Raw genomic sequence first — 25,498 nt, forward strand, 5'->3', positions numbered from 1 at the left:
TATGTCAATGAATATGATGTTTTACATCTTTTCCTGTTGTTCATAAGTAATCCCGTTTTTTGAGCTTTATCCGCTGAAAAGCATAAGTAATTATTTTGAATACAGGTTTAAAGATATGTCTAACATGATCACCGGTACCGTTAAGTTTTTCAACGAAACCAAAGGTTTTGGTTTCATCCAGCAAGAAAACGGCCCGGACGTTTTCGTTCACTTCAGCGCCATCCAAGGTAACGGCTTCCGTACCCTGGCTGAAGGTCAGCGCGTACAGTTCTCTGTGACCCAAGGTCAAAAAGGCCCGCAGGCTGAGAACGTAACTGCTCTGTAATTCTTGCAGAATTTAAGAAAGCCGTGGTACCTCTGGTGCCACGGCTTTTTGTTTTCATGGCTTCATCAATACGCGTCATGACCCTGCTCTCCTCCCTCTTGCTGACCGTGGCGTTGACCGGTCAGGCCAGCCCGCCAACGCCGGATCCTGCGGTGAATGATGCCGTGTCCGTGTGTCAACAGTTTGTACATGTTCGTCTGGGAAACGCGGTGAAACCCGATGAGATCAGGGTACAGCCGGTGCCAAAACGGGCGGGAGAGTGGCTGGTCGATGGCAAGATAAAAGGACCCGAAGGTCCTTTGCTGTTTGCTTGTCTGCTGCGACAAGGAGAGCGCTGGGAGTTGCTCAACTTCTCGCTCTGGGCACCACAACCGCTCAATTCGGCTTGAGTGCGACCAGCAGGTGTTGGAGATGCTCCAGCATGGTCATGCCGAAAGGGGTCAGATAGCCACCATCTGCTGCGGTGATCAGGCCCTGGCTGTGCAGGCGCGCTGCCGCCTGGCAAAGCGCTTCCGACATGTCGCTGCGCAGCTTGATCCCCAGGCTCATGTTGGCCGGATCAAAACACGCCAGTATTTTCAGCTCATTCACAAAATCGTCAGAAACCTGGTTGATCCCACTCATGGATGCACTCCTTACGCTAAAGATGTATGCAACCTAGCATCCCCGGTGCCTCTTTAGTGGGCGCTGGCTCAAACAATTGGCCTTTATCGGGGCCGCTCTGGTTCAAACGCTGCTTTTTTGGACGCTATCTATCACCGGCCCGGCTGGACGCAAACGCCCCCAGCAAGGCAAACATGCTAGAATGGCACCCTCGTTCACCCTCATGACCAGGCGTGATGCTAGGTCATCTTGTTCAAGGCGCGTCTCATGATCACTGTTACTCTGGTCTCTCTGCTGCACTCTCTGGGTCCCCGTTTTCCTGTTTATGCTCCCTCCTTGCTGCTCCCTCTCCTGGCGCAACATCAAGGAGATCTCTGGCTGCCGACCATTCGTGGGGAAGACGTGACAACCCTGCGCCAGCATGGCAAGGATGCCCAGAGTCTGGCTACCTTGTCGGCAGGCTGGTGCGAGTTCGCGGCCCAGAGCAAAGAGACGCCGGAGCTCGATGCGCTGGCAAGTTACGATGAGGAGATGCTGGACAACCTGCAGATGTACTGGCGCCACCCGAGCAAGATAAACAGCCCGATCACCGATAACCTGTTCGAGCTACGCCGTGAGGTGGTGGACGAGGCCCATGGCGGCAAGCTGGTTGCTGCCTGGAGTGCCGCCCAGCAAGCACGGCTTGAGCAGATCATGGTGGGGGTCGCTGAGGGGCGGGATCAGCTCTGCTTTGTGGAAGTGGAGTCCGCCTATTGGCTGAGGGAGCGACTGGGTGAGACCGCGGGACTCCGGCTGTTGACCCCCGAGCTGGGGTGAGGCGATGGAAAGACGGTTGACCCATCTTAAATGCGAAAGGGGACTCCCTCCGACGTAGGTGGGAGGGGAATTTCACCGGGGCGTCAGCCCCGCTGGTTTTGAATGTATTGCTTGATCACCTCCAACGGTGCTCCGCCGCAAGAGCCCGCAAAGTAAGAGCCCGCAAAGTAAGAGCGTGACCAGAGTACGGGTTTGCTGTAAGCACCTCTCAAGTCCAGAAATTCATTACGCAGTCGCCTTGATGTGACCGCCTTTAACGAGTTCACCAGTACCGATAGCTGCACCGTTGGCGCGTACTCTATCAGCATGTGAACATGATCAGCCTCTCCGTCACACTCTTTCAGTTCCGCACCAAAATCTCTGCAAACCTCTGCCGCACACTGACCGAAGGAAGCGTGATGCAGATCCCCCAATATCGGCTTTCGATACTTGGTGATAAACACCAAATGTACGTGCAAAGCGTAGGCCGCATGGCGTGATTTATTAATTTTAGTGAATTGCATTCTGTCACTCAATCGGGCTTAATAGATATGGCAATAATGCTACACACTGAGCGCTAAATGCAAATTCTGAAAGCCTACAAATTCCGACTCGAACCGACCGAACAACAAGCGCAACGCCTGCGCCAGTTGGGCGGTTGTGCTCGTTATGTCTGGAATCACGGGCTGGCAGAAACCAAACGCATTCTGGATGCTGGCGAAAAACTGCCTTCTGCCTTTGAGCTGAACAGGATGCTCACCAGTTGGAAGAAAGACCCAGAAATGGCCTTTCTGGCCGAGGCATATACCGACAACCTCCAGCAGAAGCTCAAGGATTTGCATGGCGCGTGGATGCGCTGCTTTGATAAGAAACTCGCCGCCAAGGCACCCGTATTCAAGAAAAAAAGCGACAACCGCGACGCTATCCGGTTCGTCAACTTCGACAAGTATTGCCGCCTTGAAAAGGGTCGCGTGAAGCTGCCTGCCGGGCTGGCGTGGGTCAAGTTCCGTCAGTCCCAGCCAGTTGAAGGGAAAATTAAAAACGCGACCGTCAGCCAAGCAGCCGGGCACTGGTATATCTCCTTTCAGGTCGAGCAGGAGACGCTTGAGCCAATTCACCCCTCCGGCTCAATGGTCGGGCTAGATGCGGGGATCGCCAAGCTCGCAACCCTGTCAGATGGCACGGTGTTTGAGCCCGTCAACAGCTTCAAAACCAATCAGACCAAGCTGGCAAGGCTCCAACGCCAGTTGAGCAAAAAGGTAAAGTTCAGCAGCAACTGGAAGAAACAAAAAGCCAAGATCCAGCGGCTGCACTCACATATCGCCAATACCCGCCGCGATTACCTTCACAAGGTCACAACGACTATCAGCAAAAACCACGCGATGATCGTCATTGAGGATTTGAAGGTTGCCAGCATGTCAAAATCAGCAGCGGGCACGACCAGCCAGCCGGGGCGCAACGTCCGGGCAAAATCAGGGCTGAATCGTTCGATATTAGATCAGGGCTGGTTTGAGCTGCGCCGCCAGCTCGAATATAAGCAGGCATGGCGAGGCGGTCAGGTGTTGGCGATAAACCCGGCCTACACCAGCCAGCAGTGCGCCTGTTGTGGGCATACTGCGAAGGATAACCGCCAGACGCAAAGCCAGTTTAAATGCGCTGCGTGTGGTTATGAGGCGAACGCCGATGTGAACGGCGCTCGCAATATTTTAGCGGCGGGACACGCCGTTTTAGCCTGTGGAGGCGTGGTGCAATCAGGCCGCCCGATGAAGCAGGAACCCGGTACTGCGCGAGCAGCTATCACCCAGTAATGGGAATCCCCCTCCTGTGACGCGAAGCGCTAAGGTGGGGGAGGATGTCAATACTCCTGCTGGACAAGGGGTCGGCAAGATGTGAACATGTCGCCCTTTATTGAACGAGAGACTTGACCGATGAGCTATGAACTTAGCGACACCGAGCGCAATGCCGCGCTGCAACTGAACGCCGATTACCGCTTTGATCACTTCATCAGCAAGCTGGTCGAGCACGAAGAGCTGTTTGTCCTGACCGACGAACACGGCGTCATGATGCTGACGACCGAAGAGGAAGACTGCATCCCGGTATGGCCGCATCCCGACTACGCCAAGGCCTGGGCCGAAGGGGAGTGGGCCGAGTGCAAGCCGCAGTCCATCACCCTCAAGGTGTGGCTGGATCGCTGGGTGGACGGCATGGAGCAGGATGATCTCTGCGTGGCCGTGTTCCCGACGCCGGATCAGGAAGGCATTGTGCTGGACCCGGCCGACGTCGCCGACGCCATTGCGCAAAAGCAGGCCAAACGCGGCTGAGCGCCCTCTGCCTGGTGCCATCCCGGTTGTAACAAAGACCCCGCCAATGTGCGGGGTCTAATGAGATGGTCACCCCCACCCTGTGAGCGGTACGCTGACAGGGTGTTTTTCTTTCAGGAGAGGCCATCATGGAAAACGTTGCGCTTATTGGTATTGATCTCGGTAAACACTCTTTTCACATTCACTGTCAAGACCGGTTCGGCAAGGCTCTTCTTCGCAAGAAGTTCAACCGGACAAAGCTCATCGAATCCCTCGCAACTTTTCCTGTATGCACCATCGTCATGGAGGCATGTGCCGGAGCCCATTACATGGCTCGTCGGCTGGCTGAATTTGGGCATGAGAGTAAGCTCATTTCGCCTCAATTCGTGCGCCCATTCGTCAAGAGCAACAAGAACGACTTCATCGATGCTGAAGCTATTTGCGAGGCCGCCTGCCGTCCCTCCATGCGGTTTGTAACGCCCAAGACCGAAAGCCAGCAAACGTTGGGAGCACTGCATCGTGTGCGCGAATCGTTTGTGCGCGATCGGGTTAAGGCATCGAACCAGATACACGGCTTTTTACTCGAATTTGGCATCAGTCTGCCCGTCGGTCATGCCGCCATCAAGCGCCTGCCTTCTGTGATGGCTGAACACGAGTTACCAGCGCGACTGATTACCATGTTGGAGAGGCTGCATGCCCATTTCAAGTATCTGGAGCAGCAAATTGCCGAGATCGACAAGGAACTGGCCAGCCAGCTTGGCGATGACGATCTTGGTCAGCGTCTGATGACAATCCCTGGTGTCGGCCCGATCACTGCCAGCGTGTTGGCCGCCGAGCTCGGTGACGGAAAACACTATCGATGTAGTCGTGATTTCGCGGCGTCAGTCGGATTGGTGCCACGCCAGTACAGTACTGGGGGCCGGGCAAACCTGAAGGGTATCAGCAAGCGTGGCGACAAAAATCTTAGACGATTGTTGGTGCAATGTGCACGAGCCTATATGCAACGGCTAGAGCGGCAAACGGGACGATTGGCTGATTGGGTCAGGTCTATGTTGACTCGGCGACATTCGAATGTTGTGGCTTGTGCACTAGCCAACAAGTTGGCCCGCACGGCTTGGGCGCTGGCGGCACGGCATACCGAATTTCGGGCAATGCCAACCTGACGCGCCCCTATTTACTTTTGTACTGACACACCCACCTGGTTTTGCGACTGTGATATTGGATGACGTGAACGGCATACCGGCCTGACTGATAACCTGGCAAAAGAATAGGCTTTCTAGGCCGAGGGTCTTTTTAGGACAGTCAGGCGCGATTCTCATCGTGGCGCGGAGAACATTCTCCATCAAGACGCCGGATAGATTTAAGCAAGCCAACCACAACACCCGAAATCAAGGTTGCAAAAAAGGGGGTGACCATAGATTGTTTTGGGGCTGACGGTGCCAGCTGCCCTATTTCTGTTGGTAGGTGGTATCCGTGATGGTCACTGGCGGGAAGGTCTGCCCCCCTTTGATGGCGGCCCGGGTCTGCGCCTTTGTCGCTTCGTCAATCCAGAGTAGGCCGCCGAAGCTGTAACCCGAGTTGGAGCCGTCGAGGGGCCAGTAGAGCAAGTCGCTCTGGGGGGTTGCCGGCACCTTGGGCAGGCGTATCCAGCGCCAGGCGCCGGCCCGGGTATAGGGCACCTGATAGGCGGGGACGAAGCTGGCGAGCTCATAGAGTCGCTGCTGGATCTGGCGGGAGAGGTCGGCCTTCTTGCCGAAATCGAACGCCTTGTCGTATTGCTCCACCAGGGCCGAGATCCTGTCGTCATCGATGTTCATGATGTTGTTGGTCTGGGGCTTGTTGGCATTGACCTTGTGGAAGTGTTCCCAATAGGCGGGATAACGACCACCGCTCCAGGCCATCCAGGCACTCTGGTGTTTTTTCTCCAGCATGGATTTGAAGCCGGCAGACGCATCCATCAGATTGAGCTCGAGGTTGAGCCCCGCCTTTTTCGCCTCTTCCCGCAGCAGGGTTAGGCGCTGGGCATGTTCCGCCGTGGTGTAGGTGATGCTGAGGGAGAGGGGTTGGTCCTTGTCGTTTCGCAAGATGCCATCCGGTCCGGTCTTGGTAAAGCCGGCCTTGGCAAAGAATTCGCGAGCAAGTGCGGGATCGAAGGGGCGCGCCTTGAGGTCGGTATTGGTGAACTCTCCCTGGCCCGAGCCATAGGTGTTGAGACGCTGGTAGTCCCCCCGCAGCAAAGTCGCGATCATCTTGTCCAGGGCGAGGGCGTGCTGGATGCCGAGTCTGACGTCGAGATTGCTCAGCAAGGGATCGGCGGTGTTGAGATAGAGCCCCATGGGGGGCTGAGGCGTCTGGTTGTAGAACCAGATCCGCTCGATATAGCCCTTCTCGAATTCGGCGGTCTTGCTCTTGTCGTGCCACCAGTTGGGCATCACGAGGGGGAAGGTATCGAGCTCACCGCGCAGGAAGTGCTGCCAGGCGATGTTCTGATCCCTGAGCACCTTGATCTCGATGCGATCCGGATTGAAGCGGTGCTGGAAGTAGCGCTCGTCGTTCCCCCACCAATCCTTGACCCGGTCGAAGGTAACCGACTTGCCCTTCTTGAGCTCGCCAATCTGGTAGGGGCCTGTGACCGGCAGCACCTTCCAGTTGTACTCCTTGACCCAGTTGGCGGTCAGCTTGATGGCGTGGCTGGGTTCCGGGGTGAAGGGGAGGGCTTCGAGCAGATCTTCCCGGCTCTTCTCGGTGCCGCTGGTGATGGCGAGGGTGTGATCGTCAAACTTGGTCACTTCGCTTATCTGGGTGCTGTAGTAGTTGTTGTACCAGGGGTCGTTGATCTCCTTGCTGCGCATCATCTTGAGGGTGAAGACCCAGTCATCCGCAGTGACGGGCTGGCCGTCCGACCAGCGGGCCTTGGGGTTGATGCGAAAATAGAGCGTCTTGTTATCCGTGCCGAAAGCCCACTGGTTGGCCAGCATGGGGATGGGATTACGCGTCACGGGATGGGTGCTCAGGAGCGGCAGGTTGGTCTCGCGCACGTAGGCTGCAAAACCGCCGTTGGAATCCGGCCCGTATTTGCGCAAGGTGAGCGGAAAGCTCGACATGAAATCCCGGAAGGTGCCGCCTCGCTTGGCCTCGGGGTCTGCATAGACGGGGTCGGTGTCGTTGCTCTCCCATTTGAGATCTGCCGGCAGGGTGGCACTCCAGCCGAACGGGCTCCAGCAGAAGGGGAGCAGCATGGCCGTGACCCGCATGATGCCTGGTAAAGAGGGGATGATCGAAAGTGACGGATGACGCATGTCCTTGCTCTCCTGATGATGGCGTCCTGCCGAAATAACGGGGTGGGCCCAAGAGGGCCTGACCCATGATGGGAAGTTTCCCGGGCGAGGTCAATCCTCGGTTTGGGTCTTCAAGAAGCGCATCTTGCCCCCCAGCAGATGCACCACGAAGCCGAGCAGTACCAGACCCGAGCCCAGCCATTGCAGGGGAGTGGGGTGTTCATCGAGCAGCAGGGCGGCGGCCACCATGCCGACACAGGGCACCAGCAGGGAGAGGGGGGCAACCTGGGCCACCGGATAGCGCATCAGCAGCCTCCCCCACAGGCCATAACCGAGCCAGGTGGCGATAAACGAGAGATAGAGCACGCACAAGACGCCCTGCCAACGGATGTTGAGCAGGCTGCTTGCGATGAGTTCGGGCCCCTCGAACAACCAGGAGAGCGCGAAGAAGGGCAGGATGGGCACCAGCCCGCCCCAGGCGACCAGGCTCGGCAGAGAGGTGCGATAGCGCAGACCTATCTGGCGATTGATGACGTTGCCGAGGCCCCAGCAGGCGGCTGCGCACAGCGTCAGCACAAACCCGATGAGGGTGAGGTTGCCCTCCCCATGGGTGGCAATGAGATAAAGACCTGCTCCCGCCAGCGGCAGTGCTACCCAGTGGTGGGGCTGCCAGCGCTCTCCCAGCCAGATCATGGCGAACAGCAGGGTGAAGACCACCTGGGATTGCAGCACCAGGGAGGCCATGCCGGCGGGCATGCCGAATTTCATGGCGCAGAACAGGAAGGCAAACTGGCCCAGGCTGATCGCACCGCCATAGGCCAGCAGCCAGCGCCAGGGCATGGCAGGCCTGGGGACCAGCAGAATGGCGGGGAAGACGACTCCGACGAAACGCAGTGCTCCCAGCAGCAGTGGGGGGATGCCTTCCAGCCCCCACTTGATGGCAACGAAGTTGAGTCCCCAGCAGAGAATGACCAGGGCGGCCAGACACTTGTCCTTGGTTTGCATGCAGCATCCTTGTTTGAGCGGCGCCGGCACGGCAGGGCGCCGAAGGGGTCGAGCATACCTGCTACAGGGTGGGCACCGTCAAGGGCGCAGGTGTCTGCCGGGCGAGTGCGGGCGGGCTAAGCTAAAAGTGAGAGCCCGGATTGACGGGCTGGCGTCGATGGCTGACCGGAGGTATTCCATGAGCGACCATACCCTGCTGCCCCATGGTGAAGACTTGCGCCGCGCGGTGCGCTGGCTCAGCGAACACCATCAACACGACATCCGGGCCATCGAAGAGGCCTGCCTGCGCTTCGATCTCTCCCCGCTGGATGAGGAGTTCCTGATTCGCCATTGCCGTGAGCAGCCGCCAACAAGCCGGACAGGTTAGACGAAGTTGGCCAGGTTGATGCCAAACTCCTTGGGGTCCACCGTGCTCTCTATGGTCTCCTGAACCCCGTTTTTGGCGAGATCCAGCCACTGCACCTCGAGATAATGGCGATGGCCTGCGTGATAGATCACCTTGACCACGGGCTTGAGCGGTTGCTGTTCGTTGCGCTGCATCACGATGGCCAGGCGCTGGTTGGAGAGCTGCACCAGGGTACCCACCGGATAGACCCCCATGCACTTGATGAATCTGGTTACCAGGTCGGCATCAAAATGCAGATCAACCCCCTTGAGCAGAATGCGAAACGCCTGGGTTGGCTGCATGCCCTGTTTGTATACCCTGTCTGCCGTCACCGCATCGTAGACATCGACGATGCCGCTCATGCGGGTGTAGAGGGAGAGCTGATCCCCCTTGAGGCGCCGCGGGTAGCCGGTGCCATCGATCCGCTCGTGATGGTTGGCGGCCACCTCCAGCATGATGGGGGTGATGCCGGCGGTGGCGGCCAGGATGTCGTGGCTGTGGACCACGTGCTCGCGCATCACCTCCAGCTCCTCATCGGTGAGCTTGCCCGGTTTGTTGAGCACCTCGTCCGGGGTCATGATCTTGCCCACGTCGTGGAGCAGGCCACCGAGGGTCAGCTCCTTGAGCACGCTGCGATCCAGCCCCAGGTAGCGGCCGAAGTTCGCCAGGAGGATGGCGACATTCATGGAGTGCTCCATCAGGTAGGCATCCTTGGCACGGATCCGCGCCAGACAGAGCATGGCATCGCCGTGGGTGAACATGGTATCGACCATCTCTTCGGCCACGGCGGCAAGGGGCGTGATGTCGATGGGCTCTCCGGCCTTGAGATGGCGAATGAACTTGCCCTGGAGTTCACGCGCTTCCTGATAGAGCCGACGGATCTTGAGCTCGCGCCCTTCACCACTGCCGATCTGACGAGAGGAGCCCGCCCCGTTTGTCACCACATCCGCCGGGCTTGCCGAGCCCCCTCCCGGCAGCTTGCTGCGGGCAAGATCCACCCGCACCGTCAGCACGCCGCGCCGGATCAGCGCCTCCACCTGTTGGGGGGTGGTCACCATGCCGGTCTGGGCAATCTCCATGGCGCCGGTCTGGCTGGCAATGGCAATAACATACATGCCAGGTTTCAACTGGCTGACGGGGATGACGGGGTGAGACTTCGTCGGCTTCATGGGTACATCCTGGGCTTATTATTATGTGTGATGTCGGTCTGCTGACGGCAGTCTATCACTGGCACATCATGGCGTCAGGCGCCATCTTGAGTCCCTGTCGCTTAGTACTGGTGTTGTCGGGTCTGACCGATATAATGTCGCCCCCAATCATGATGGATTCCGAGGTTTTTGCATGCGGCTCGACAAATTTCTTTGCGATTGCTCCGATTTGACCCGTTCCCAGGCGGGCAAGCTGATCCGTCAGGGGGAAGTGCTGGTAGACGGCGTGCTGGTCAAGCAGCCCGCCTTTCACATCAATGAGCAACACCAGATCGAGTTTGACGGTGTGACCTTGACCCTGAACCTGCAGAATCGCTACTTCATGCTGCACAAGCCGGAAGGATATGTCTGCTCCAACGAGGACCCGGATCACGCCACCGTGTTCCACCTGCTCGACGAGCCGGCCATGGGCAAACTGCACGTGGTGGGACGCCTCGATCTCGATACCACCGGGCTGGTGCTGATCACCGATGACGGCCAGTGGTCCCATCGCATCACGTCGCCCCGGCACGAGTGTGCGAAGACCTACCATGTCTGGCTGGCTGATCCCGTGAGTGAAGAGGCTATCTCGCTCTTTGCCGACGGTATCTACCTGCGCAACGAGAACGACAAGACCCGCCCTGCGGAGCTGGAAATCCTGGACGAGCGGGAAGCACGCCTGACCATCCACGAGGGCAAGTATCACCAGGTGAAGCGGATGTTCGCTGCCATCGGCAACAAGGTGGTCGGGCTGCATCGGGAACGCATCGGCGATCTGGCTCTGGACGATGAGCTGGCACCGGGGGAATACCGGGAGCTGACCGAAGAGGAAGTGGCTCTGTTCTAGGGGCGCGATCGCCTCTCTCCCTGTCCGGCACGGGGGAGCATCGGCGGCTCAGTGCCGCCGATGGGCGTGTTGGTCCTTCCTTCTTGCAGGAGAGACGGGGCTCAGTTCCCCATTCCCAGCACCAGGGCCGTGCCCAGGGTGGCGAGCAGGGCACCGGCCCAGGCGGGGAGCGAGGGACGCATCCCCGAGTGCCACCACAGCAAGGGCAGCAGAATGACCGGCGTGGTGGAAGACAAGATGGCCACCATGCCCACATCTCCCTGACGCAGGGCCACCAGGATCAGGGTCATTCCCAGCGTCATTGCCAGAAATCCGTTGATGCCTATCATGCCGAGCACTTGCCGGTTGATGGGGTTGTGCGGCATGGCGAGCGGCAGGCGCAGCGCCCGCAAGACGCAGTGTGCCAAGAGGGCGCTGCCCATGCGCACGCCGGAAGCGCTCACCGCGTCCACGGTGCCGCTCACCATCACCGGCTTGGCGATGATGGCTCCCAGGCTCTGGCACAGGGCTGCGGTGAGGCCAAGGGCTATGCCTACCACGAGGCGGCCACGCACCTGCTCCCATTCGTTCTGCGGGTTGTCGCCACGACGACCAAACAGGATGGCGAGCATGACCCCGGCCAGGACCAGCAAGGCGCCTGGCAGGCGCCAACCATCGAGCCGCTCGCCAAAGAGCCAGAGCCCGAGCAGGGCGGAGAAGAGGGCGTGGCAGGAGAAGAGCAGACCGCTGCGCCTGGGGCCGAGCCGGTTCATGCAGGCAAAGAGGGCGGTGTCGCCGACGAAGATGCCGATGAGGCCGGAGAGGGCCAGCAGGGGAAGGGCGCTCTCGGTGAGGGTCTGCCAGCCTCCCGTCACCAGACTTGCGCTGGCCAGCATCAGGCTGACCAGGAACATCCGCCAGCGGCTGTAGGCAAAGGCCCCCAGATGGCGAGCCGGTTTGACGGAGATGAGGGCGGCGATCGCCCATAAACTGGCGGCAGCCAGCGCCAGCCATTCGTAACCCATAAAGACCCCTGAAACGGTAGACGACAACCGGACTTGCAGGCGACACATCGCCCCGGTCCGATTGCCAACGGGGCAGGGGAGTGCGCCTTCTGGCGATTGCGCCCACCCGTGGCGGCCGTGTCGTCATAAAACCTTGAAAAAAATAGCCCGAAAGACTCCCTCTATCGGGCAGGCCCGATACAATACGGGTCGTCTTCGGGGATAACAAGCGCGGCATGATGCATTCGGTTCCAGGCGCGCCGCCGGCCTTCCCCCCATTGCAGTCAAAAGAATTGAACGAGGTTGATGTCATGTTTTACCGTTTCGCCGCCAGGCCAGCCCGCCGCTGGCTCTCTCCCTTGCTGTTCGGGTTGATGGCGGTGCCGCCGCTTCAGGCCACTACAGTGGTGCAGCAGCCCGTGCTGTCGGACAGGCAGACCCTGGTCAAGGGCAATGGTGCCGAACCCGAGTCCCTCGATCCGGCCCTGATCCGCTCCGGTTTCCCGGGGGAGGTGGTGCTGGTGGACCTGTTCGAGGGGCTGGTGAGCGAGGATGGTCAGGGCAAGATAGTGCCCGCCCAGGCCCAGCGCTGGGAGACCAGCGAGGATGGGCTGGTGTGGCGCTTCTTCCTGCGCCCCCAGCTCAAATGGTCCAACGGCGAGCCCCTCACCGCCCGGGATTTCGTCTACGCCTGGCGGCGGCTGCTGAACCCGGCGCAGGCTTCCCCCTCCGCCGGCCTGCTGTTGGCGACCGGCATCAACAATGCCCAGTCCATCTATGCCGGGGCGCTCGACCTCGATGCCCTGGGGGTGGAGGCAGAAAGCGACCAGATCCTGAAAGTGACCCTGGAGCGCCCCGTTCCCTATTTCCTGCAACTGGTCAGCCAGCGCCCCTTCGTGCCGGTCAACGAGCGGGTCATCGCCCAGTTTGGCAAGCAGTGGACCCAGCCAGGCAAGATGGTGAGCAATGGCCCCTACAAGCTGGCGAGCTGGGTGGTGAACGAGCGCATCGAAGCCGAACGCAACCCCCAGTACTGGGATGACGCCCATACCCGGATCCAGCGGGTGACCTACCTGCCGCTCGCGTCCCAGCATGGGGAGCGGCTGCGTTACGAAGCGGGGGAGATCCAGCTCACCAACAAGGTGGCGCTGGAGTACTACCAGAAGACCATGCAGGAGGCACCGGAGCGGATATGGGGTCTGCCGCTGCTTGGCACCTATCTTTACACTTTCAATCTCAATCGCCCCGAGTTGCAGGATGTGCGTGTGCGCCAGGCGCTCTCCATGGCCATCGATCGCCACCTGCTGACCGAGAAGGTGAGCGGCCAGGGGGAGGGCTCAGCCTGGTCACTGCTGCCCGCCATGCCGGGTTATGACGAGCTGGATATCCCCCTCTCCCGGGAAGACCAGCCGACCCGGTTGGCCCGGGCCGCCGCGCTGTTGACCCAGGCGGGCTACAACAGCGCCCATCCCCTCAGGCTGACGCTGACCTACAACACGTCGGAGAACCACAAGAAGCTGGCCCTGGCGGTGGCGGCCATGTGGAAACCGCTGGGGGTCGAGGTCTCTCTCAACAACATGGAGTGGAATGCCTATCAGGTCGCCAAGGACAGTGGTGATTTCATGCTGGCCCGTTCATTTTTGTTTGGTGATTATGTCGAGCCGTCGTCCATGCTTGGCAGTTTCCGCTGCCAGGATCCCCAGAACGAGAGCGGCTACTGCAACCCCGCCTTCGATGGTCTGCTGCAGCAGGCCTCCGAGACCCTGGATGCCAACGCCCGGTCCGGGATCTATCATCAGGCCGAGCAACTGCTGATGGAGGAGGTGCCCGTCATCCCCGTCTATCACTACAACCAGATGCGACTGGTGGACCCGGCACTGCGCGGCTTGCCGAGCCGCAACCTCAAGGGCGCCATCGCCACCAAGGATCTCTATTTCAGCCAGCCATGAGGAGTGTGGAATGAAGATTGCCATTATCTCGGATCTGCACGGCAGTCTGACTGCCCTCGAGCAGGTGCTGGCGCAACTCGCTCCCTGGCAGCCTGATCACTATCTGCTGCTCGGGGATCTGCTCAATCACGGGCCGCGTAATCCGGTGCCGGCGGGGTATGATCCTGCCGCCGTGGCGGCAAGGCTCAACCAGCTGGCCCCCCGCATCATGGCGGTGCGTGGCAATTGTGATTCGGAGGTGGACCAGATGCTGCTCCACTTCCCCATCACGGCGCCCTACAACCAGCTGCTGGTGGATGGGCGGCGCTGGTTTGTCAGCCACGGTCATCTCTATGAGCCCGGCAACGTGCCCCTGCCAGCAGGGAGCCTGTTCATCAGCGGTCATACCCACGTGCCTGTGCTGCGCCAGGAGGGAGAGATTTTCCTGATAAACCCGGGGTCTATCTGTTTTCCAAGGGGCGAGTGGGTGGCCAGTTATGGGCGCTATGACGAGGGCTGCTTGAGCATCCATGCCTGCAAGGATGGAGAAACCCTGATGCAGCTGGTGCTCTGACTAGGGGCTGACAAGGAGAGAAAATCAGAAGGGGGAGAGGAGATCAGGCCTTGATCCCGAAAGAGCGGGTGCCTGAGCGGGTATTACCTTTGGCGTCATAGGTCAGGGAGCTGCTGTCTCTGAGCTTGCTGAGGAAGCTGGCGAGACGGCGATTGGAGACAATGCTGAGTTCGAGCAGACGTCCATTGAGGTTGTTCTGCTCCTGACAGGCTTCCAGCTTGGCTTGAAGGGCCTGCAATTGGGTCGGGAAGGCGCCCAGCTGTTGCTGGAGGTCGGGCAACTCCGCCAGAGTCTTGTCCAGCGTCTCGATGGCCACCAACAGTTGCTGCTTGCGATCGGCGAGTGCCGGCAAGGCAAGGGCCCGGTGAGCCTTGAGGAGGTCGAACTCCTCTGCCAGCAAGCCTTGCATCTGGGAGAGGTTGTCGTCCTGAGCGCGCAGCAGCGAAGGGAGGTCCATCATCCCAACCGTTTATCCAGATCGGCTTCGAAGCTGAACATCTTTCTGGCCACGGCTTCGCTGTTGACCTTGTACTCCCCACTGGCCACGGCCTTCTTCAGGCTCTCGACGCGGCTCTCGTTACCGGTGGAGGCGGTGTTGAGGGTCTTCTGCATCTGCTGCAATTGCTGCGCCTCACTGGTCAAGGAGACAGAGTCGCTCTTGACGGTGGTCGCACGGCTGCCCTCGCTGGAGGTCGCCGACTTGGTGGCTACACCTTGGCTGTTGCCGCTGTTTTGCAGGCGGTTGTTAGCCAAGTTGTTGATATTGTTGATAGCCATAAGGTTTACCTTCGTCTGCTTTGCTGTTCGCTTACCTGTATATCGGTGACGGCGGTCAGAACTTTAGAAAAAAATTGCGCAGTGCATTCATGTGTCAGAATGTCACGACCACGGAGCCCACTGCACTGACCTGGCCTTGCACCGTTCTGCCCGAGCGCGTGTTGACAAGCCGGATCATGTCTCCGAAGCTGCCATCTTGCAAGGCGCGGGCCATGGTTTTGATCTGCATGCTGCTGTTTTCGGCGCTAAGGGTGACCTGGTCCCCCTTGCAGACCACGCATACCTGGGTCAGCCTGATTGGCTGGCCCGGTTTGAGCTCACGCTTGCTGCGTACTCCGATGAGGGCGGTCGGGTCGGTAAGGTAGTCGCCACGGATCAGGGTCTGGTCCTGGTATGCCAGGGTCAGCATGGGTTCACTCAGAATGTCTCCCTTGGTAACCGGGACGGCGACGGTGACATAGGGTTTCTGGATGCTGACCCGGACCGGTAGATAGAGATCCCAGGATTTCTCTCCCTCGCACTTGAGGTAGACGGTGGTGTTGCGACGGATCTCCATCCTGGCGGGGAGGGAAATGGTGAGGGCATCTTCGCAGCGCGTGAGGGGGAGGCGCTCGTCAATGGTACCGGCCTTGACGTCGGCCTGTGCATCGAGGGGAATATCGAGCTGGTCGAGCACGAACGCCTGTGCCTGTTCTTGCAGATAGTCGGTGACCTCGGACGCCATGGCGTGAGACAGACTGCAAAACGGCAGTAAGATAAGGAAAAGTCTACTAATCATTTTTGCTTACCGGTCGATAAGTTATTCACGTATACCACCGTAGTTAACTATGCTTGCTCCAGAATTATTCGGTTGTTGAAACAACGATGATCTGATGCAAGCCAATGTGCATGCATAATGACATGCACGATCAGTGCCAAGCATTTTTAGGGAGTGTTTATGGCGAGTATTCTGGACTCGGTCAACCAGCGAACCCAGCTAGTGGGACAAAACAGGCTGGAGCTGCTGTTGTTTCGTCTCAATGGACGTCAAAGATTTGGCATCAACGTATTCAAGGTACGCGAGGTGCTGCAGTGTCCCCCTCTGACCGTCATGCCCAAGCTCAACTCCTGCATTCGCGGCGTGGCACATATCCGTGGCCAGACCATCTCGGTGATCGATCTCAGCATGGCGATGGGCAAGCGCCCCATTCAGGACCTCTCCAAGTGCTTCATCATCATCTCCGAGTACAACCGCTCCATTCAGGGGTTCCTGGTCCACTCGGTCGAGCGCATCATCAACATGAACTGGGAGTCCATCCTGCCGCCACCCAAAGGGGCAGGTCGCATCAACTACATGACGGCGGTGACCGAGGTAGATGGTGAGCTGGTGGAGATCCTGGACGTGGAGCGCATTCTCAACGAGATCTCACCGGTCTCCACCGAGGTGTCCACCGAACTGGTGGAAGCAAGCGTGGAGCGCAATCCTCACGGGCGTCCCGTGCTGGTTGCAGACGACTCTTCGGTGGCGCGCAAGCAGGTTCAACGGGCACTGGAGGCAATCGGGGTGCAGTGCGTGCTGGCCAAGGATGGACGGGAAGCGCTCAACATGTTGCTGGAGATGTCCAAGAACGGTCCCATCAAGGATCAGATAGCCCTGGTCATTTCGGACATCGAGATGCCGGAGATGGACGGGTATACCTTCACCGCCGAGATCCGCAACAATCCCAACCTCAAGGATTTGCATGTTATCCTGCACACTTCCCTCAGTGGGGTGTTCAATCAGGCCATGGTGCAGAAAGTCGGAGCGAACAATTTCATTGCCAAATTCCAGCCGGATGAATTGGCCAAGGCCGTACAAGGCGCTCTCTAATCAAGAAGAACAACTGCATGAAGACACTTTCGGACGACTTATACAGGCAATTCAGCAATTTTCTGGCGCAACAGAGCGGCATAGTGCTGGGTGACAACAAACAGTATCTGGTCAAGAGCCGCCTGTCGCCCTTGATGACTCAGTTTGGTATCGAGAGTCTGTCTGATCTGGTCACCCGGGCGATGAGCGTGCGCGAGCGGGAGCTCAAGATGGCGGTGGTCGATGCCATGACCACCAACGAGACCCTGTGGTTTCGCGATACCTATCCGTTCCAGCTGCTGAGCGACAAGATTTTCCCGGAGCTTGGCAAGAGCGGTCGTCCCATCAAGATATGGTCTGCCGCCTCTTCATCCGGGCAGGAACCCTACTCCATCGCCATGACGGCGCTGGAGCAGCAAGTCAAGCGGCCGGGTACCTTGCCGGGCGGGGTGCAGATAGTGGGGACCGATATCTCCAGCACCATGCTCAACCAGTGCAAGGAGGGGGTCTACGATAGCCTGGCGCTGGCTCGCGGGCTCTCCCCCGAGCGCAAGCGACTCTTTTTCGAACCCTGTGGCGACAACAAGATGCGGGTGGTGGAGCGTGTCAGAAAATTGACCAGCTTCCGTCCCCTCAACCTGCTGGAGAGCTACAGCCTGCTCGGCAAGTTTGACATCATCTTCTGCCGCAACGTGCTCATCTACTTTGCGCCCGAAGTGAAATCCAAGATCCTCAACCAGTTCGCCAGCAGCCTCAATCCTGGCGGCTACCTGATGCTGGGGGCCTCCGAGTCTCTGGCCGGCCTCACCGACAAGTTCGAGATGATCCGCTGCAACCCCGGCATCGTCTACAAGGTCAAATAACCCCGCTCAATACCCTCTTGGCACACCTCTTGCTAAATATTCATGAAGCAGGAGGTGTGCTATGGCAATTTCATTCGACAAGGCATTCGGTGTTCATCAGTACACGCTGAGCGTGCGCGCCAAGCGTGCCGAGGTGTTGTCCAGCAACATCGCCAATGCGGACACGCCGGGCTTCAAGGCTCGTGACATCGACTTCTCACAGGCGTTGCAGGATGCCCAGGGCCAGCAAGGGTTCGGGCTCAGCACCACCAGCGAGAAGCACTTCGCCTTGCAGATGGATACCCCGGGCACGACCCAGTACCGCAATCCCCTGCAACCGGATACCGGTGACGGCAACACGGTGGACGTGCAGCAGGAGCGCAGCGAGTTCCTGCGCAACAGCCTCGAATACCAGGCCTCCCTTGAATTCATGAACAGCAAGATAAGCGGCCTGCTCAAGGCACTAAAAGGAGAGCAAGGATGAGTTTGTTCAAGGTCTTTGACATTGCAGGCTCTGCCATGAGCGCGCAGTCCGTTCGCCTCAACACGGTGGCGAGCAACATGGCCAACGCTGACAGTGTCAGCTCCAGCGTGGAAAAAACTTACCACGCCAGGCGGCCAGTCTTTGCCGCCCAGCTGGATCAGGCCATGTCCGACAAGCAGGCTTCGGTTGGGGTAGATGTGAAGGGCATCGTCGAGAGTGATGCGCCCCTGCTCAAGGAGTACAACCCGAATCACCCCATGGCGGACAAGGATGGCTTCATCTTCAAGCCCAACGTCAACATGGTGGAAGAGATGGCGGACATGATAGCGGCGTCGCGCAGCTACCAGACCAATGTCCAGGTGGCCGATGCGGCCAAGAAAATGTTGCAGCAGACCCTGGGTCTGGGCAAGTCCTGACAGAGGTGAACCCGGATGAGAGTGACCCGTGATCGCCTGCCAGGCGGCAACAATCGGCCCAGTGGGCACGCCCTAGAGGGGGGAGCATAAGTGGCAGATACCTATGACAGCCTGCTGGGCGTCAACCGGACGACGTCGGCCCAGACCAGTACGGTCAACACCAGTACCCAGAAAAAGGAGCTGGATCAGGAGTCCTTCCTGAAGCTGCTGACCATGCAGCTCTCCTATCAGGATCCGTTCAAACCGGTGGACAACGCCCAGATGCTTTCCCAGATGACCTCGATGTCGACGTCTCAGGGGATCAGCAGCCTCTCCACCCAGATGGAGAGCCTCAACAGCCTGATGACCTCCAGCCAGGCGCTGCAGGCCTCCGCGCTGGTGGGGCAGAACGTGCTGATCCCGTCCAACACGGGTTACGTGGAGAAGGGGGGCACCCTCACGGGGGTCATCGCCACCGGCGATGGCGGCAGCAACATCAAGGTGACGGTGAAGGACGAGAGCGGCCAGGTCATCAGGGAGTTCGCCATCGAAGGGAGCCACAAGGGGAACGTGGCCTTCGAATGGGATGGCAAGGACAAGTCCGGCAACGAGGCCAAGAGCGGCAAGTATTCGATAGAGGCGCATGCCACCGTCGACGGCAAGTCGGAGAGCGTCCCCGCCCTGACTTACGCCAAGGTGGAGAGCGTCACCCTGGGAACGAGCACCAACCCCAGCACCCTCAAACTCAAGGGACTGGGTGGCATCTACCTGACCGATGTATTGGAAATTGGCGCGACGACCGGCAAGACCACCACCCAGTCGGCTTCGTCCTCTAACGCAGTGATCTAAGGAGAAAGACATGTCATTCAACAATGCCCTCAGCGGCATCAATGCGGCTCAAAAAGACCTGAACGTCACCGCGAACAACATTGCCAACGTCAATACCACCGGCTTCAAGGAGTCCCGTGCCGAGTTTGCCGACGTCTACGCCAACTCCATCTTCGTCAACGGCAAGACCCAGGTTGGCAACGGGGTGGCGACTGGCGCTGTGGCCCAGCAGTTCCACCAGGGCGCGCTGCAATTCACCAACAACGCGCTGGATCTCGCCATCCAGGGCAACGGCTTCTTCGTGACCTCGGACGGCCTGACCAACCTGGATCGCACCTACACCCGTGCGGGCGCCTTCAAGCTCAATGAAAGCAGCTACATGGTCAGCAACTCCGGCGGTTATCTGCAGGGGTACGAGATCAACTCTGACGGCACCCCCAAGGCGGTGAGCATCAACGCCACCAAGCCCATCCAGATCCCGGACAAGGCCGGTGAGCCGGTGCAGACTTCACAGGTCGATGCGAGTTTCAACCTGCCTTCCACGGCCACGCCGCTGGCGGCGGGGGGAACGCCCTATACACCACCGGCCCTCCCTCCGGCGGATGCTTCCAAGTTCGATCCCAAGGATTCGGACACCTACTCCTCCTCCACCTCCGTGGTGGTCTACGACTCCCTGGGAGAGCCCCACACCATCACCCAGTACTTCACCAAGGAGGCGGATCCTGCCGACTCGACCAAGGCGGCGGTGCCGACGGCCTGGCGCATGTACCTCTATGAGGGGGACAAGCCCATCGATATCTCGGGTGGTGCCCCCACCGCCATGGCTGCTGGCCTGAACCAGGCGCCCCTGAGTGCCCGCGTCACCTTCGATGCCTCTGGCAAGATGATCACGCCAACCACTCCGGCGGTCATCAAGACGGTCTCATTAGGTTCACCTGCTGCAGGTACACCGGTCACTGGGGAGCCAGGTGCTGGCATCATTACCAATGGGGCGGATGGGACTCAACAGTTTGAAATCAAGCTCGGCACCGTGACCCAGTACGCTTCACCGTTCGAAGTCAACAAATTGACCCAGGATGGTTCCACCGTCGGTCGGCTAACCAAGGTGGAGATCACCGCGGATGGCATCGTCTCCGCCACTTACAGCAACGCCACCACCGTCAAGGTGGCCATGGTGGCCATGGCGAAGTTTGCCAATGCCCAGGGGCTCACCCAGGTCGGCGACACCTCCTGGCGCCAGTCCCTGCTCTCTGGCGATGCCTTGCCCGGCACCCCGAACTCCGGCACGTTCGGCTCCATCAAGTCGTCGGCGCTGGAGCAGTCCAACGTGGACCTCACCACCGAGCTGGTCGATCTCATCACTGCCCAGCGCAACTTCCAGGCGAACTCCCGTTCCCTGGAAGTGAACAGCTCCCTGCAGCAGAACATACTGCAGATCCGCTAAGACGGCGGGTAGTTGGCAGGGGCGCTTCGGCGCCCCTTGTCATTTCCGTCCCGCCTCATTTCCTCCTTTCATTCCGTCTTCGTCATCTCTCTTGGCATTCAACTTGCAGTTGAGCTGTGAGAGTCATCTGTTTGACGGAGGATCCCATGGATCACCTGCTTTACATCGCCATGTCCGGGGCCAAGGAGAACATGAACAGCCTGGCTGTTCGTGGCAACAACCTTGCCAACGCCAACACCATTGGCTTCAAGTCTGACTTCGAGCAGGCGCGCAGCATGCAGGCGTTTGGCGAAGGGCTGCCCACGCGGGTGTTCGCCATGACCGAGCGGCCGGGCCAGAACCTGCAGCACGGCATGCTGATGACCACGGGTCGGGATCTTGACGTTGCCGTCGATGGGCCAGGCTGGATTGCGGTGCAGGATCCCAACGGTGCGGAAGCCTATACCCGCATGGGCAACCTGCAGCTCAATGCCACCGGCAATCTGCAGACTTCCACCGGTCTGAATGTGGTGGATGATGCCGGTCAGCCCATCGTGCTGCCCCTGCCCATGGAGAAAATAGAGATCAATCGTGACGGTACCATCAGCGGCCGTCCCGAGGGGGCCGCCGCCAACCTGCCGGAAGATTTCCAGCGTATCAAGCTGGTCAACCCGGCGGCAGATGCGGTGGAGAAAGGCCAGGACGGCCTGTTTCGCCGTAAGGATGGCCAGAATGAGGCCGCGTCTGCGGATGTGGGCCTCATCGCCGGCTCCCTTGAGGGGAGCAACGTCAACGTGGTCGACGAGATGACCAACCTTATTCGCTTGCAACGTCAGTTTGAAACTCAGGTCAAGATCATGAAGACCGCCGAGGAGAACGACGAGGCACAAACCCAGCTGCTGCGTATCAGCTAATCAAGGAGCACCCCATGAATCCTGCACTCTGGATCAGCAAGACCGGCCTCGATGCCCAGCAGACCAACATCTCGGTCACCTCGAACAACCTGGCGAACGCCAGCACCGTGGGTTACAAGAAGGCGCGAGCCATCTTCGAGGATCTGCTGTATCAGAACATCAACCAGCCTGGCGGTCGCTCCTCGGCGGACACCGAGCTCCCTTCCGGCCTGATGCTGGGGGCGGGGGCCAAGGTGGTCGCCACCCAGAAAAACCACAGTCAGGGCAACGTCCAGACCACGGACAACTCCCTTGACTTGATGATCAGCGGTCGCGGCTACTTCGAAATCCAGCTGCCCGATGGCAGCGCCGCCTATACCCGCAACGGCCAGTTCACCCTGAACGACGAGGGGACCATCGTCACCCCGGGCAACGGTTACCCGTTGCAACCGGAGATCCAGATCCCCGAGAACGCCCAGAGCGTCACCGTGGGGGAGGATGGCCAGGTCTCCGTCCAGCTCAAGGGGGATGGCCAGTCCCAGGTGGTGGGCCAGATCAACACCACGGACTTCGTCAACCCCACCGGCCTGCAGCCCATGGGGGAGAACCTCTTCCTCGAGACCCAGTCCAGCGGCGCCCCCATTCAGGGGACTGCCGGCGCGGACGGGCTGGGGGTGATCAAGCAGGGGATGCTGGAGACCTCCAACGTCAACGTGACCGAGGAGCTGGTGAATCTCATCCAAGCTCAGCGGGTCTACGAGATGAACTCCAAGGTCATCTCCGCCGTCGACTCCATGATGTCCTTCCTGACCCAGCGGACCTGATGAAAGGAGTGCCATGATGAAAGCCATATGGATGCTGGGACTGCTGACCCTGGCGGGTTGCACCAGTACCCCCAATACCGCCAAACCGGATGACCCGGATTTCGCCCCCGTCTACGGGGAGTCGGAGCCGGTGTCGGTGCGCCCGACCGGCGCCATCTTCCAGCCCGAGCAGGTCAACGGCATCTACTCGGACATCAAGGCGCACCGGGTGGGTGACATCATCACCATCCAGTTGGCGGAGTCGACCTCGGCGTCGAAAAAGGCCAACACCCAGAGCGGCAAGGACAACAAGCTGGCGCTCGACCCCGTCACCCTGGGTGGCGTGCCGGTCACGGCGGGGCCCTACGATCTGTCGGCCTCCATCGGCCAGAACAGTGCCTTCAAGGGGCAGGCCAAGGCGGATCAGAGCAACAGCCTGCAGGGCAACATTTCGGTCAGCGTGGTCAAGGTACTGCCAAACGGCAACCTGCTGGTGCGCGGCGAGAAGTGGATCATGCTCAACAATGGCAACGAATATATCCGTATCACCGGTCTGGTGCGCCCGGAGGACGTGAGCTCGGAAAACAGCGTCTCCTCCCAGCGGGTGGCCAATGCGCGTATCTATTACGGCGGTACCGGGGATCTGGCGAACACCCAGGAACAGGGCTGGCTCACCAGCTTCTTCAACGGCCCCTGGTGGCCCATTTAAGACTCAAGAGTCCGGGGCGTTCACGGGCCCCGGATCAGGAAGGTTTTGTTAGGAGATGTCATGAACCGATTCCGTCTGCTTGCCCTGCTGTGCTGCCTGCTGCCCTTCGGGCTGGCGCACGCATCCCGCATCAAGGACCTCGCCTCGGTGGAAGGGGTGCGCAGCAACCAGCTGATCGGTTACGGTCTGGTGGTGGGCCTGCCCGGCACGGGGGAGAAGAACAACGCCTTCACCGAGCAGACCTTCAGGACCATGCTCAACAACTTCGGCATCAAGGTGCCTGACAACATCAAGCCCAAGATCAAGGACGTGGCACCGGTGGCCATCCACGCGGATCTGCCCCCCTTCTCCAAGCCGGGCCAGACCATAGACGTCACCGTCTCCGCCATCGGCGAGGCGAAGAGCCTGCGTGGCGGCACCCTGCTCCAGACCTTCCTGAAAGGGCTGGATGGCCGCGTCTATGCGGTGGCCCAGGGCAGCCTGGTGGTCGGTGGCCTCGGGGCCGAAGGGGCGGACGGCTCCAAGGTGGTGGTGAACACGCCCACAGTGGGGCGCATCGCCAACGGGGCGACCGTGGAGCGGGAGGTTCCCAACTCCTTCAGCCAGGGCGACACCATCACCTTCAACCTGAACCGGCCGGACTTCACCACCGCCCGCCGTCTGGCGGACGTGGTCAACGATCTGGTGGGTCCGAACACCGCCCAGGCGATGGACGCTACCTCCATCAAGGTATTCGCGCCGCGGGATCCGGCCCAGCGGGTCTCCTACCTCTCCACCATCGAGAACCTGGAAGTGGACCCGGCGAGCGAGTCCGCCAAGATCATCGTGAATTCGCGCACCGGGACCATCGTCATCGGCAGCGAGGTCAAGCTGCGCCCGGCGGCCATCAGCCACGGTGGGCTGACGGTCACCATCGCCGAGAACCAGCAGGTCTCCCAACCCAATCCGCTCGCTGGCGGGCAGACGGCGGTCACCAACAACTCCACCATCAACGTGCAGCAGGATCCCGGTCGGATGTTCAAGCTCGATACCGGCGCGACCCTGGACGACCTGGTGCGGGCGGTGAACCAGGTGGGGGTCGCCCCCGGGGATCTGATGGCGATCCTGGAGGCGCTGCAGCAGGCGGGCGCGATCCAGGGCCAACTGGTCATTCTGTAATTTCGTGAGCGGCAAGCGGTTGCCACGGGCGGCAAAGAGGTAGGTTATGGCAGAGTTCGACACCCAGAGCGGTATCAATATTGGCATGGTGCAGGACGTCCAGAACCTGGACAAACTGCGCCAGATGAGCCTGAGCAAGGAGGGGAAGCAAAGGGCCCTGATGGCGGCCGCCCGCCAGTTCGAATCCATCTTCACCCAGACCCTGTTCAAGGGGATGCGCCAGGCCAACTCGGTGCTCACCGAGGGCAACCCGATGAACAGCAGCTACACCCAGTTCTATGAAGGGATGCTGGACGAGCAGCGGGTTGCCGACATGTCGAGCAAGGGGGGGCTGGGCATCGCCGAGATGGTGGCCAGGCAGCTCTCACCCGAGCAGACCTTCACCCATCAGGATGGCCGGGTACTCAAGTTGCCCCAGCGTACCGAGCGGGTCTACAAGCCCTATCAACCCCCCAGTGCCTCCAACGATCTGATTGCTGCCTCCAAAGTTGGCAAAGATTTTGCTGATAACGAAATGAAGGGTGAGCTGAATGGGGCCGAGCGTACGCTGGCCATGCCAAGACGCCCCCACCGCACCGTGCCGCCCATGGGCAGCAGCCAGAGGCCTTCGGCCCTGGATGGCAGCGCCAAGGTGTTTGACAGCCCGGAAGAGTTCGTCGACAGGCTGATGCCGCTGGCCAAGAAGGCGGCGGACAAGCTGGGGTTGAGCCCGGCGGTGCTGGTGGCCCAGGCCGCCCTTGAGAGTGGCTGGGGCAAGCGGGTGATCAAGGATGCAGACGGAAACGTGACGCACAACCTGTTCGGCATCAAGGCCGATCCGCGTTGGGAAGGCCCCAAGGCGGTGGTGAGCACCCTGGAATACGAGCAAGGGGTGGCCTCGCGCCAGAAGGCGGCGTTTCGCTCCTACGAGTCGTTCGAAGAGAGCTTCAACGACTACGTGGATTTCCTGACCTCTGGGAGTCGCTACAAGGGGGCGCTGGCCAAGGTGGACAGCCCGGATCGTTACTTCGAGGCGTTGCAGCAGGCCGGTTATGCCACCGATCCCCAGTACGCCAGGAAACTTAAACAAGTGTTGCGCAGTGATGCCATCGCCGGTTACTCGACGCCCGGCAACATTGCAGACAGGAACACAGAGATGGAGCTGTAAG

At 59.8% G+C, this 25,498-nt stretch carries 30 protein-coding genes; 21 read left to right on the forward strand and 9 right to left on the reverse strand.

All coding sequences use genetic code 11. The annotated features are described in order from the left end of the window. Positions 1-115 precede the first annotated feature (115 nt). Complete coding sequence (locus ACPW74_RS05510; protein WP_005302803.1) at positions 116-325, forward strand: cold-shock protein; 210 nt, start codon at positions 116-118, stop codon at positions 323-325. Between the two features lie 77 nt (positions 326-402). Further along, positions 403-714: a hypothetical protein gene (locus ACPW74_RS05515; RefSeq protein WP_089503662.1), complete on the forward strand. Its 312-nt coding sequence runs from the start codon at positions 403-405 to the stop codon at positions 712-714. Here the strand turns inward: ACPW74_RS05515 and ACPW74_RS05520 are convergent. Next, entirely contained in the window at positions 701-949 is a 249-nt protein-coding gene (locus ACPW74_RS05520; RefSeq protein WP_010675310.1) for a TIGR02647 family protein, read from the reverse strand. The genes ACPW74_RS05515 and ACPW74_RS05520 overlap by 14 nt on opposite strands. 246 nt (positions 950-1,195) lie before the next feature. On the opposite strand from ACPW74_RS05520, the gene ACPW74_RS05525 reads away from it, so the two are divergent. Then, on the forward strand, positions 1,196-1,744 hold the full coding sequence (locus ACPW74_RS05525; protein WP_201933261.1) for a hypothetical protein: 549 nt from the start codon (positions 1,196-1,198) through the stop codon (positions 1,742-1,744). A gap of 83 nt (positions 1,745-1,827) precedes the next feature. Here the strand turns inward: ACPW74_RS05525 and tnpA are convergent, their stop codons facing one another. Continuing rightward, positions 1,828-2,247, reverse strand: a complete 420-nt coding sequence (tnpA, locus tag ACPW74_RS05530; RefSeq protein WP_102948632.1) for an IS200/IS605 family transposase — start codon at positions 2,245-2,247, stop codon at positions 1,828-1,830. 57 nt (positions 2,248-2,304) lie between these two features. On the opposite strand from tnpA, the gene ACPW74_RS05535 reads away from it, so the two are divergent. From ACPW74_RS05535 to ACPW74_RS05545, 3 genes are all read left to right on the forward strand, one after another. Beyond that, complete coding sequence (locus tag ACPW74_RS05535) at positions 2,305-3,531, forward strand: RNA-guided endonuclease InsQ/TnpB family protein (protein ID WP_021141234.1); 1,227 nt, start codon at positions 2,305-2,307, stop codon at positions 3,529-3,531. Positions 3,532-3,651: 120 nt separating this feature from the next. Beyond that, positions 3,652-4,044 carry a DUF2750 domain-containing protein gene (locus tag ACPW74_RS05540; protein ID WP_010675308.1) on the forward strand — a complete coding sequence of 131 codons (393 nt, stop codon included), beginning with the start codon at positions 3,652-3,654 and terminating at the stop codon, positions 4,042-4,044. A gap of 128 nt (positions 4,045-4,172) precedes the next feature. Next, entirely contained in the window at positions 4,173-5,186 is a 1,014-nt protein-coding gene (locus ACPW74_RS05545) for an IS110-like element ISAeca3 family transposase (RefSeq protein ID WP_052815087.1), read from the forward strand. 285 nt (positions 5,187-5,471) lie between these two features. On the opposite strand, the gene ACPW74_RS05550 is transcribed toward ACPW74_RS05545, so the two are convergent. Together ACPW74_RS05550 and ACPW74_RS05555 are read right to left on the reverse strand one after the other, a co-directional pair. After that, positions 5,472-7,277 (reverse strand): extracellular solute-binding protein, encoded by a 1,806-nt coding sequence (locus ACPW74_RS05550; RefSeq protein WP_425859186.1) that lies wholly within the window; start codon positions 7,275-7,277, stop codon positions 5,472-5,474. A 135-nt stretch (positions 7,278-7,412) separates the two neighbouring features. Beyond that, positions 7,413-8,306: an EamA family transporter gene (locus tag ACPW74_RS05555; RefSeq protein WP_010675306.1), complete on the reverse strand. Its 894-nt coding sequence runs from the start codon at positions 8,304-8,306 to the stop codon at positions 7,413-7,415. Positions 8,307-8,484: 178 nt separating this feature from the next. Between ACPW74_RS05555 and ACPW74_RS05560 the strand changes: the two genes are divergently transcribed. Beyond that, positions 8,485-8,673, forward strand: coding sequence for a hypothetical protein (locus tag ACPW74_RS05560; protein WP_010675305.1), 189 nt, complete (start codon positions 8,485-8,487; stop codon positions 8,671-8,673). On the opposite strand, the gene ACPW74_RS05565 is transcribed toward ACPW74_RS05560, so the two are convergent. Continuing rightward, positions 8,670-9,860, reverse strand: coding sequence for an HD-GYP domain-containing protein (locus tag ACPW74_RS05565; RefSeq protein WP_201935607.1), 1,191 nt, complete (start codon positions 9,858-9,860; stop codon positions 8,670-8,672). The two genes, ACPW74_RS05560 and ACPW74_RS05565, sit on opposite strands and share 4 nt — an antisense overlap. Before the next feature lie 172 nt (positions 9,861-10,032). Between ACPW74_RS05565 and rsuA the strand changes: the two genes are divergently transcribed. Then, the gene (gene rsuA / locus ACPW74_RS05570) at positions 10,033-10,725 is read left to right on the forward strand and encodes a 16S rRNA pseudouridine(516) synthase RsuA (RefSeq protein WP_039040228.1); all 693 of its coding nucleotides are present in this window, start codon (positions 10,033-10,035) and stop codon (positions 10,723-10,725) included. A gap of 101 nt (positions 10,726-10,826) precedes the next feature. Here the strand turns inward: rsuA and ACPW74_RS05575 are convergent, their stop codons facing one another. Further along, on the reverse strand, positions 10,827-11,729 hold the full coding sequence (locus ACPW74_RS05575; protein ID WP_201935605.1) for a DMT family transporter: 903 nt from the start codon (positions 11,727-11,729) through the stop codon (positions 10,827-10,829). A 290-nt stretch (positions 11,730-12,019) separates the two neighbouring features. On the opposite strand from ACPW74_RS05575, the gene ACPW74_RS05580 reads away from it, so the two are divergent. Continuing rightward, positions 12,020-13,657: a peptide ABC transporter substrate-binding protein gene (locus ACPW74_RS05580; RefSeq protein WP_161957681.1), complete on the forward strand. Its 1,638-nt coding sequence runs from the start codon at positions 12,020-12,022 to the stop codon at positions 13,655-13,657. A 10-nt stretch (positions 13,658-13,667) separates the two neighbouring features. Further along, a complete protein-coding gene (gene yfcE / locus ACPW74_RS05585) occupies positions 13,668-14,210 on the forward strand; it encodes a phosphodiesterase (RefSeq protein ID WP_425858686.1) in 543 nt (180 codons plus the stop codon). Positions 14,211-14,253: 43 nt separating this feature from the next. On the opposite strand, the gene ACPW74_RS05590 is transcribed toward yfcE, so the two are convergent. From ACPW74_RS05590 to flgA, 3 genes are all read right to left on the reverse strand, one after another. Beyond that, positions 14,254-14,670 carry a flagella synthesis protein FlgN gene (locus ACPW74_RS05590; RefSeq protein WP_039040232.1) on the reverse strand — a complete coding sequence of 139 codons (417 nt, stop codon included), beginning with the start codon at positions 14,668-14,670 and terminating at the stop codon, positions 14,254-14,256. Further along, the gene (gene flgM / locus ACPW74_RS05595; RefSeq protein ID WP_425858688.1) at positions 14,667-14,987 is read right to left on the reverse strand and encodes a flagellar biosynthesis anti-sigma factor FlgM; all 321 of its coding nucleotides are present in this window, start codon (positions 14,985-14,987) and stop codon (positions 14,667-14,669) included. The genes ACPW74_RS05590 and flgM overlap by 4 nt, the downstream gene beginning before the upstream one ends. 94 nt (positions 14,988-15,081) lie before the next feature. Next, entirely contained in the window at positions 15,082-15,687 is a 606-nt protein-coding gene (gene flgA / locus ACPW74_RS05600) for a flagellar basal body P-ring formation chaperone FlgA (RefSeq protein ID WP_425859187.1), read from the reverse strand. Between the two features lie 237 nt (positions 15,688-15,924). Between flgA and ACPW74_RS05605 the strand changes: the two genes are divergently transcribed. The 11 genes from ACPW74_RS05605 to flgJ all read left to right on the forward strand — a co-directional run bounded on the left by ACPW74_RS05605 (position 15,925) and on the right by flgJ (position 25,497). Then, positions 15,925-16,836 (forward strand): chemotaxis protein CheV, encoded by a 912-nt coding sequence (locus ACPW74_RS05605; protein WP_010675296.1) that lies wholly within the window; start codon positions 15,925-15,927, stop codon positions 16,834-16,836. Positions 16,837-16,853: 17 nt separating this feature from the next. Then, positions 16,854-17,678, forward strand: coding sequence for a CheR family methyltransferase (locus ACPW74_RS05610; RefSeq protein ID WP_010675295.1), 825 nt, complete (start codon positions 16,854-16,856; stop codon positions 17,676-17,678). Between the two features lie 61 nt (positions 17,679-17,739). Then, positions 17,740-18,141: a flagellar basal body rod protein FlgB gene (gene flgB / locus ACPW74_RS05615; RefSeq protein ID WP_010675294.1), complete on the forward strand. Its 402-nt coding sequence runs from the start codon at positions 17,740-17,742 to the stop codon at positions 18,139-18,141. Then, positions 18,138-18,557, forward strand: coding sequence for a flagellar basal body rod protein FlgC (flgC, locus tag ACPW74_RS05620; protein WP_005329775.1), 420 nt, complete (start codon positions 18,138-18,140; stop codon positions 18,555-18,557). Before flgB ends, flgC begins: the two co-directional genes overlap by 4 nt. A gap of 90 nt (positions 18,558-18,647) precedes the next feature. After that, positions 18,648-19,385 carry a flagellar hook assembly protein FlgD gene (locus ACPW74_RS05625; RefSeq protein ID WP_045524147.1) on the forward strand — a complete coding sequence of 246 codons (738 nt, stop codon included), beginning with the start codon at positions 18,648-18,650 and terminating at the stop codon, positions 19,383-19,385. Positions 19,386-19,395: 10 nt separating this feature from the next. Continuing rightward, positions 19,396-20,808, forward strand: coding sequence for a flagellar hook protein FlgE (gene flgE / locus ACPW74_RS05630; RefSeq protein ID WP_128271702.1), 1,413 nt, complete (start codon positions 19,396-19,398; stop codon positions 20,806-20,808). 146 nt (positions 20,809-20,954) lie between these two features. Next, positions 20,955-21,701: a flagellar basal-body rod protein FlgF gene (flgF, locus tag ACPW74_RS05635; RefSeq protein ID WP_010675291.1), complete on the forward strand. Its 747-nt coding sequence runs from the start codon at positions 20,955-20,957 to the stop codon at positions 21,699-21,701. A gap of 14 nt (positions 21,702-21,715) precedes the next feature. After that, positions 21,716-22,504 (forward strand): flagellar basal-body rod protein FlgG, encoded by a 789-nt coding sequence (gene flgG, locus ACPW74_RS05640; RefSeq protein ID WP_010675290.1) that lies wholly within the window; start codon positions 21,716-21,718, stop codon positions 22,502-22,504. A gap of 16 nt (positions 22,505-22,520) precedes the next feature. After that, entirely contained in the window at positions 22,521-23,192 is a 672-nt protein-coding gene (flgH, locus tag ACPW74_RS05645; protein WP_010675289.1) for a flagellar basal body L-ring protein FlgH, read from the forward strand. A 60-nt stretch (positions 23,193-23,252) separates the two neighbouring features. Then, complete coding sequence (locus tag ACPW74_RS05650; protein WP_010675288.1) at positions 23,253-24,350, forward strand: flagellar basal body P-ring protein FlgI; 1,098 nt, start codon at positions 23,253-23,255, stop codon at positions 24,348-24,350. A 46-nt stretch (positions 24,351-24,396) separates the two neighbouring features. Then, positions 24,397-25,497, forward strand: coding sequence for a flagellar assembly peptidoglycan hydrolase FlgJ (gene flgJ, locus ACPW74_RS05655; RefSeq protein ID WP_425858693.1), 1,101 nt, complete (start codon positions 24,397-24,399; stop codon positions 25,495-25,497). Position 25,498 lies beyond the last annotated feature (1 nt).

The organism is Aeromonas sp. INTO2 (assembly GCF_049860605.1).
Classification (GTDB): Bacteria; Pseudomonadota; Gammaproteobacteria; order Enterobacterales; family Aeromonadaceae; genus Aeromonas; species Aeromonas caviae.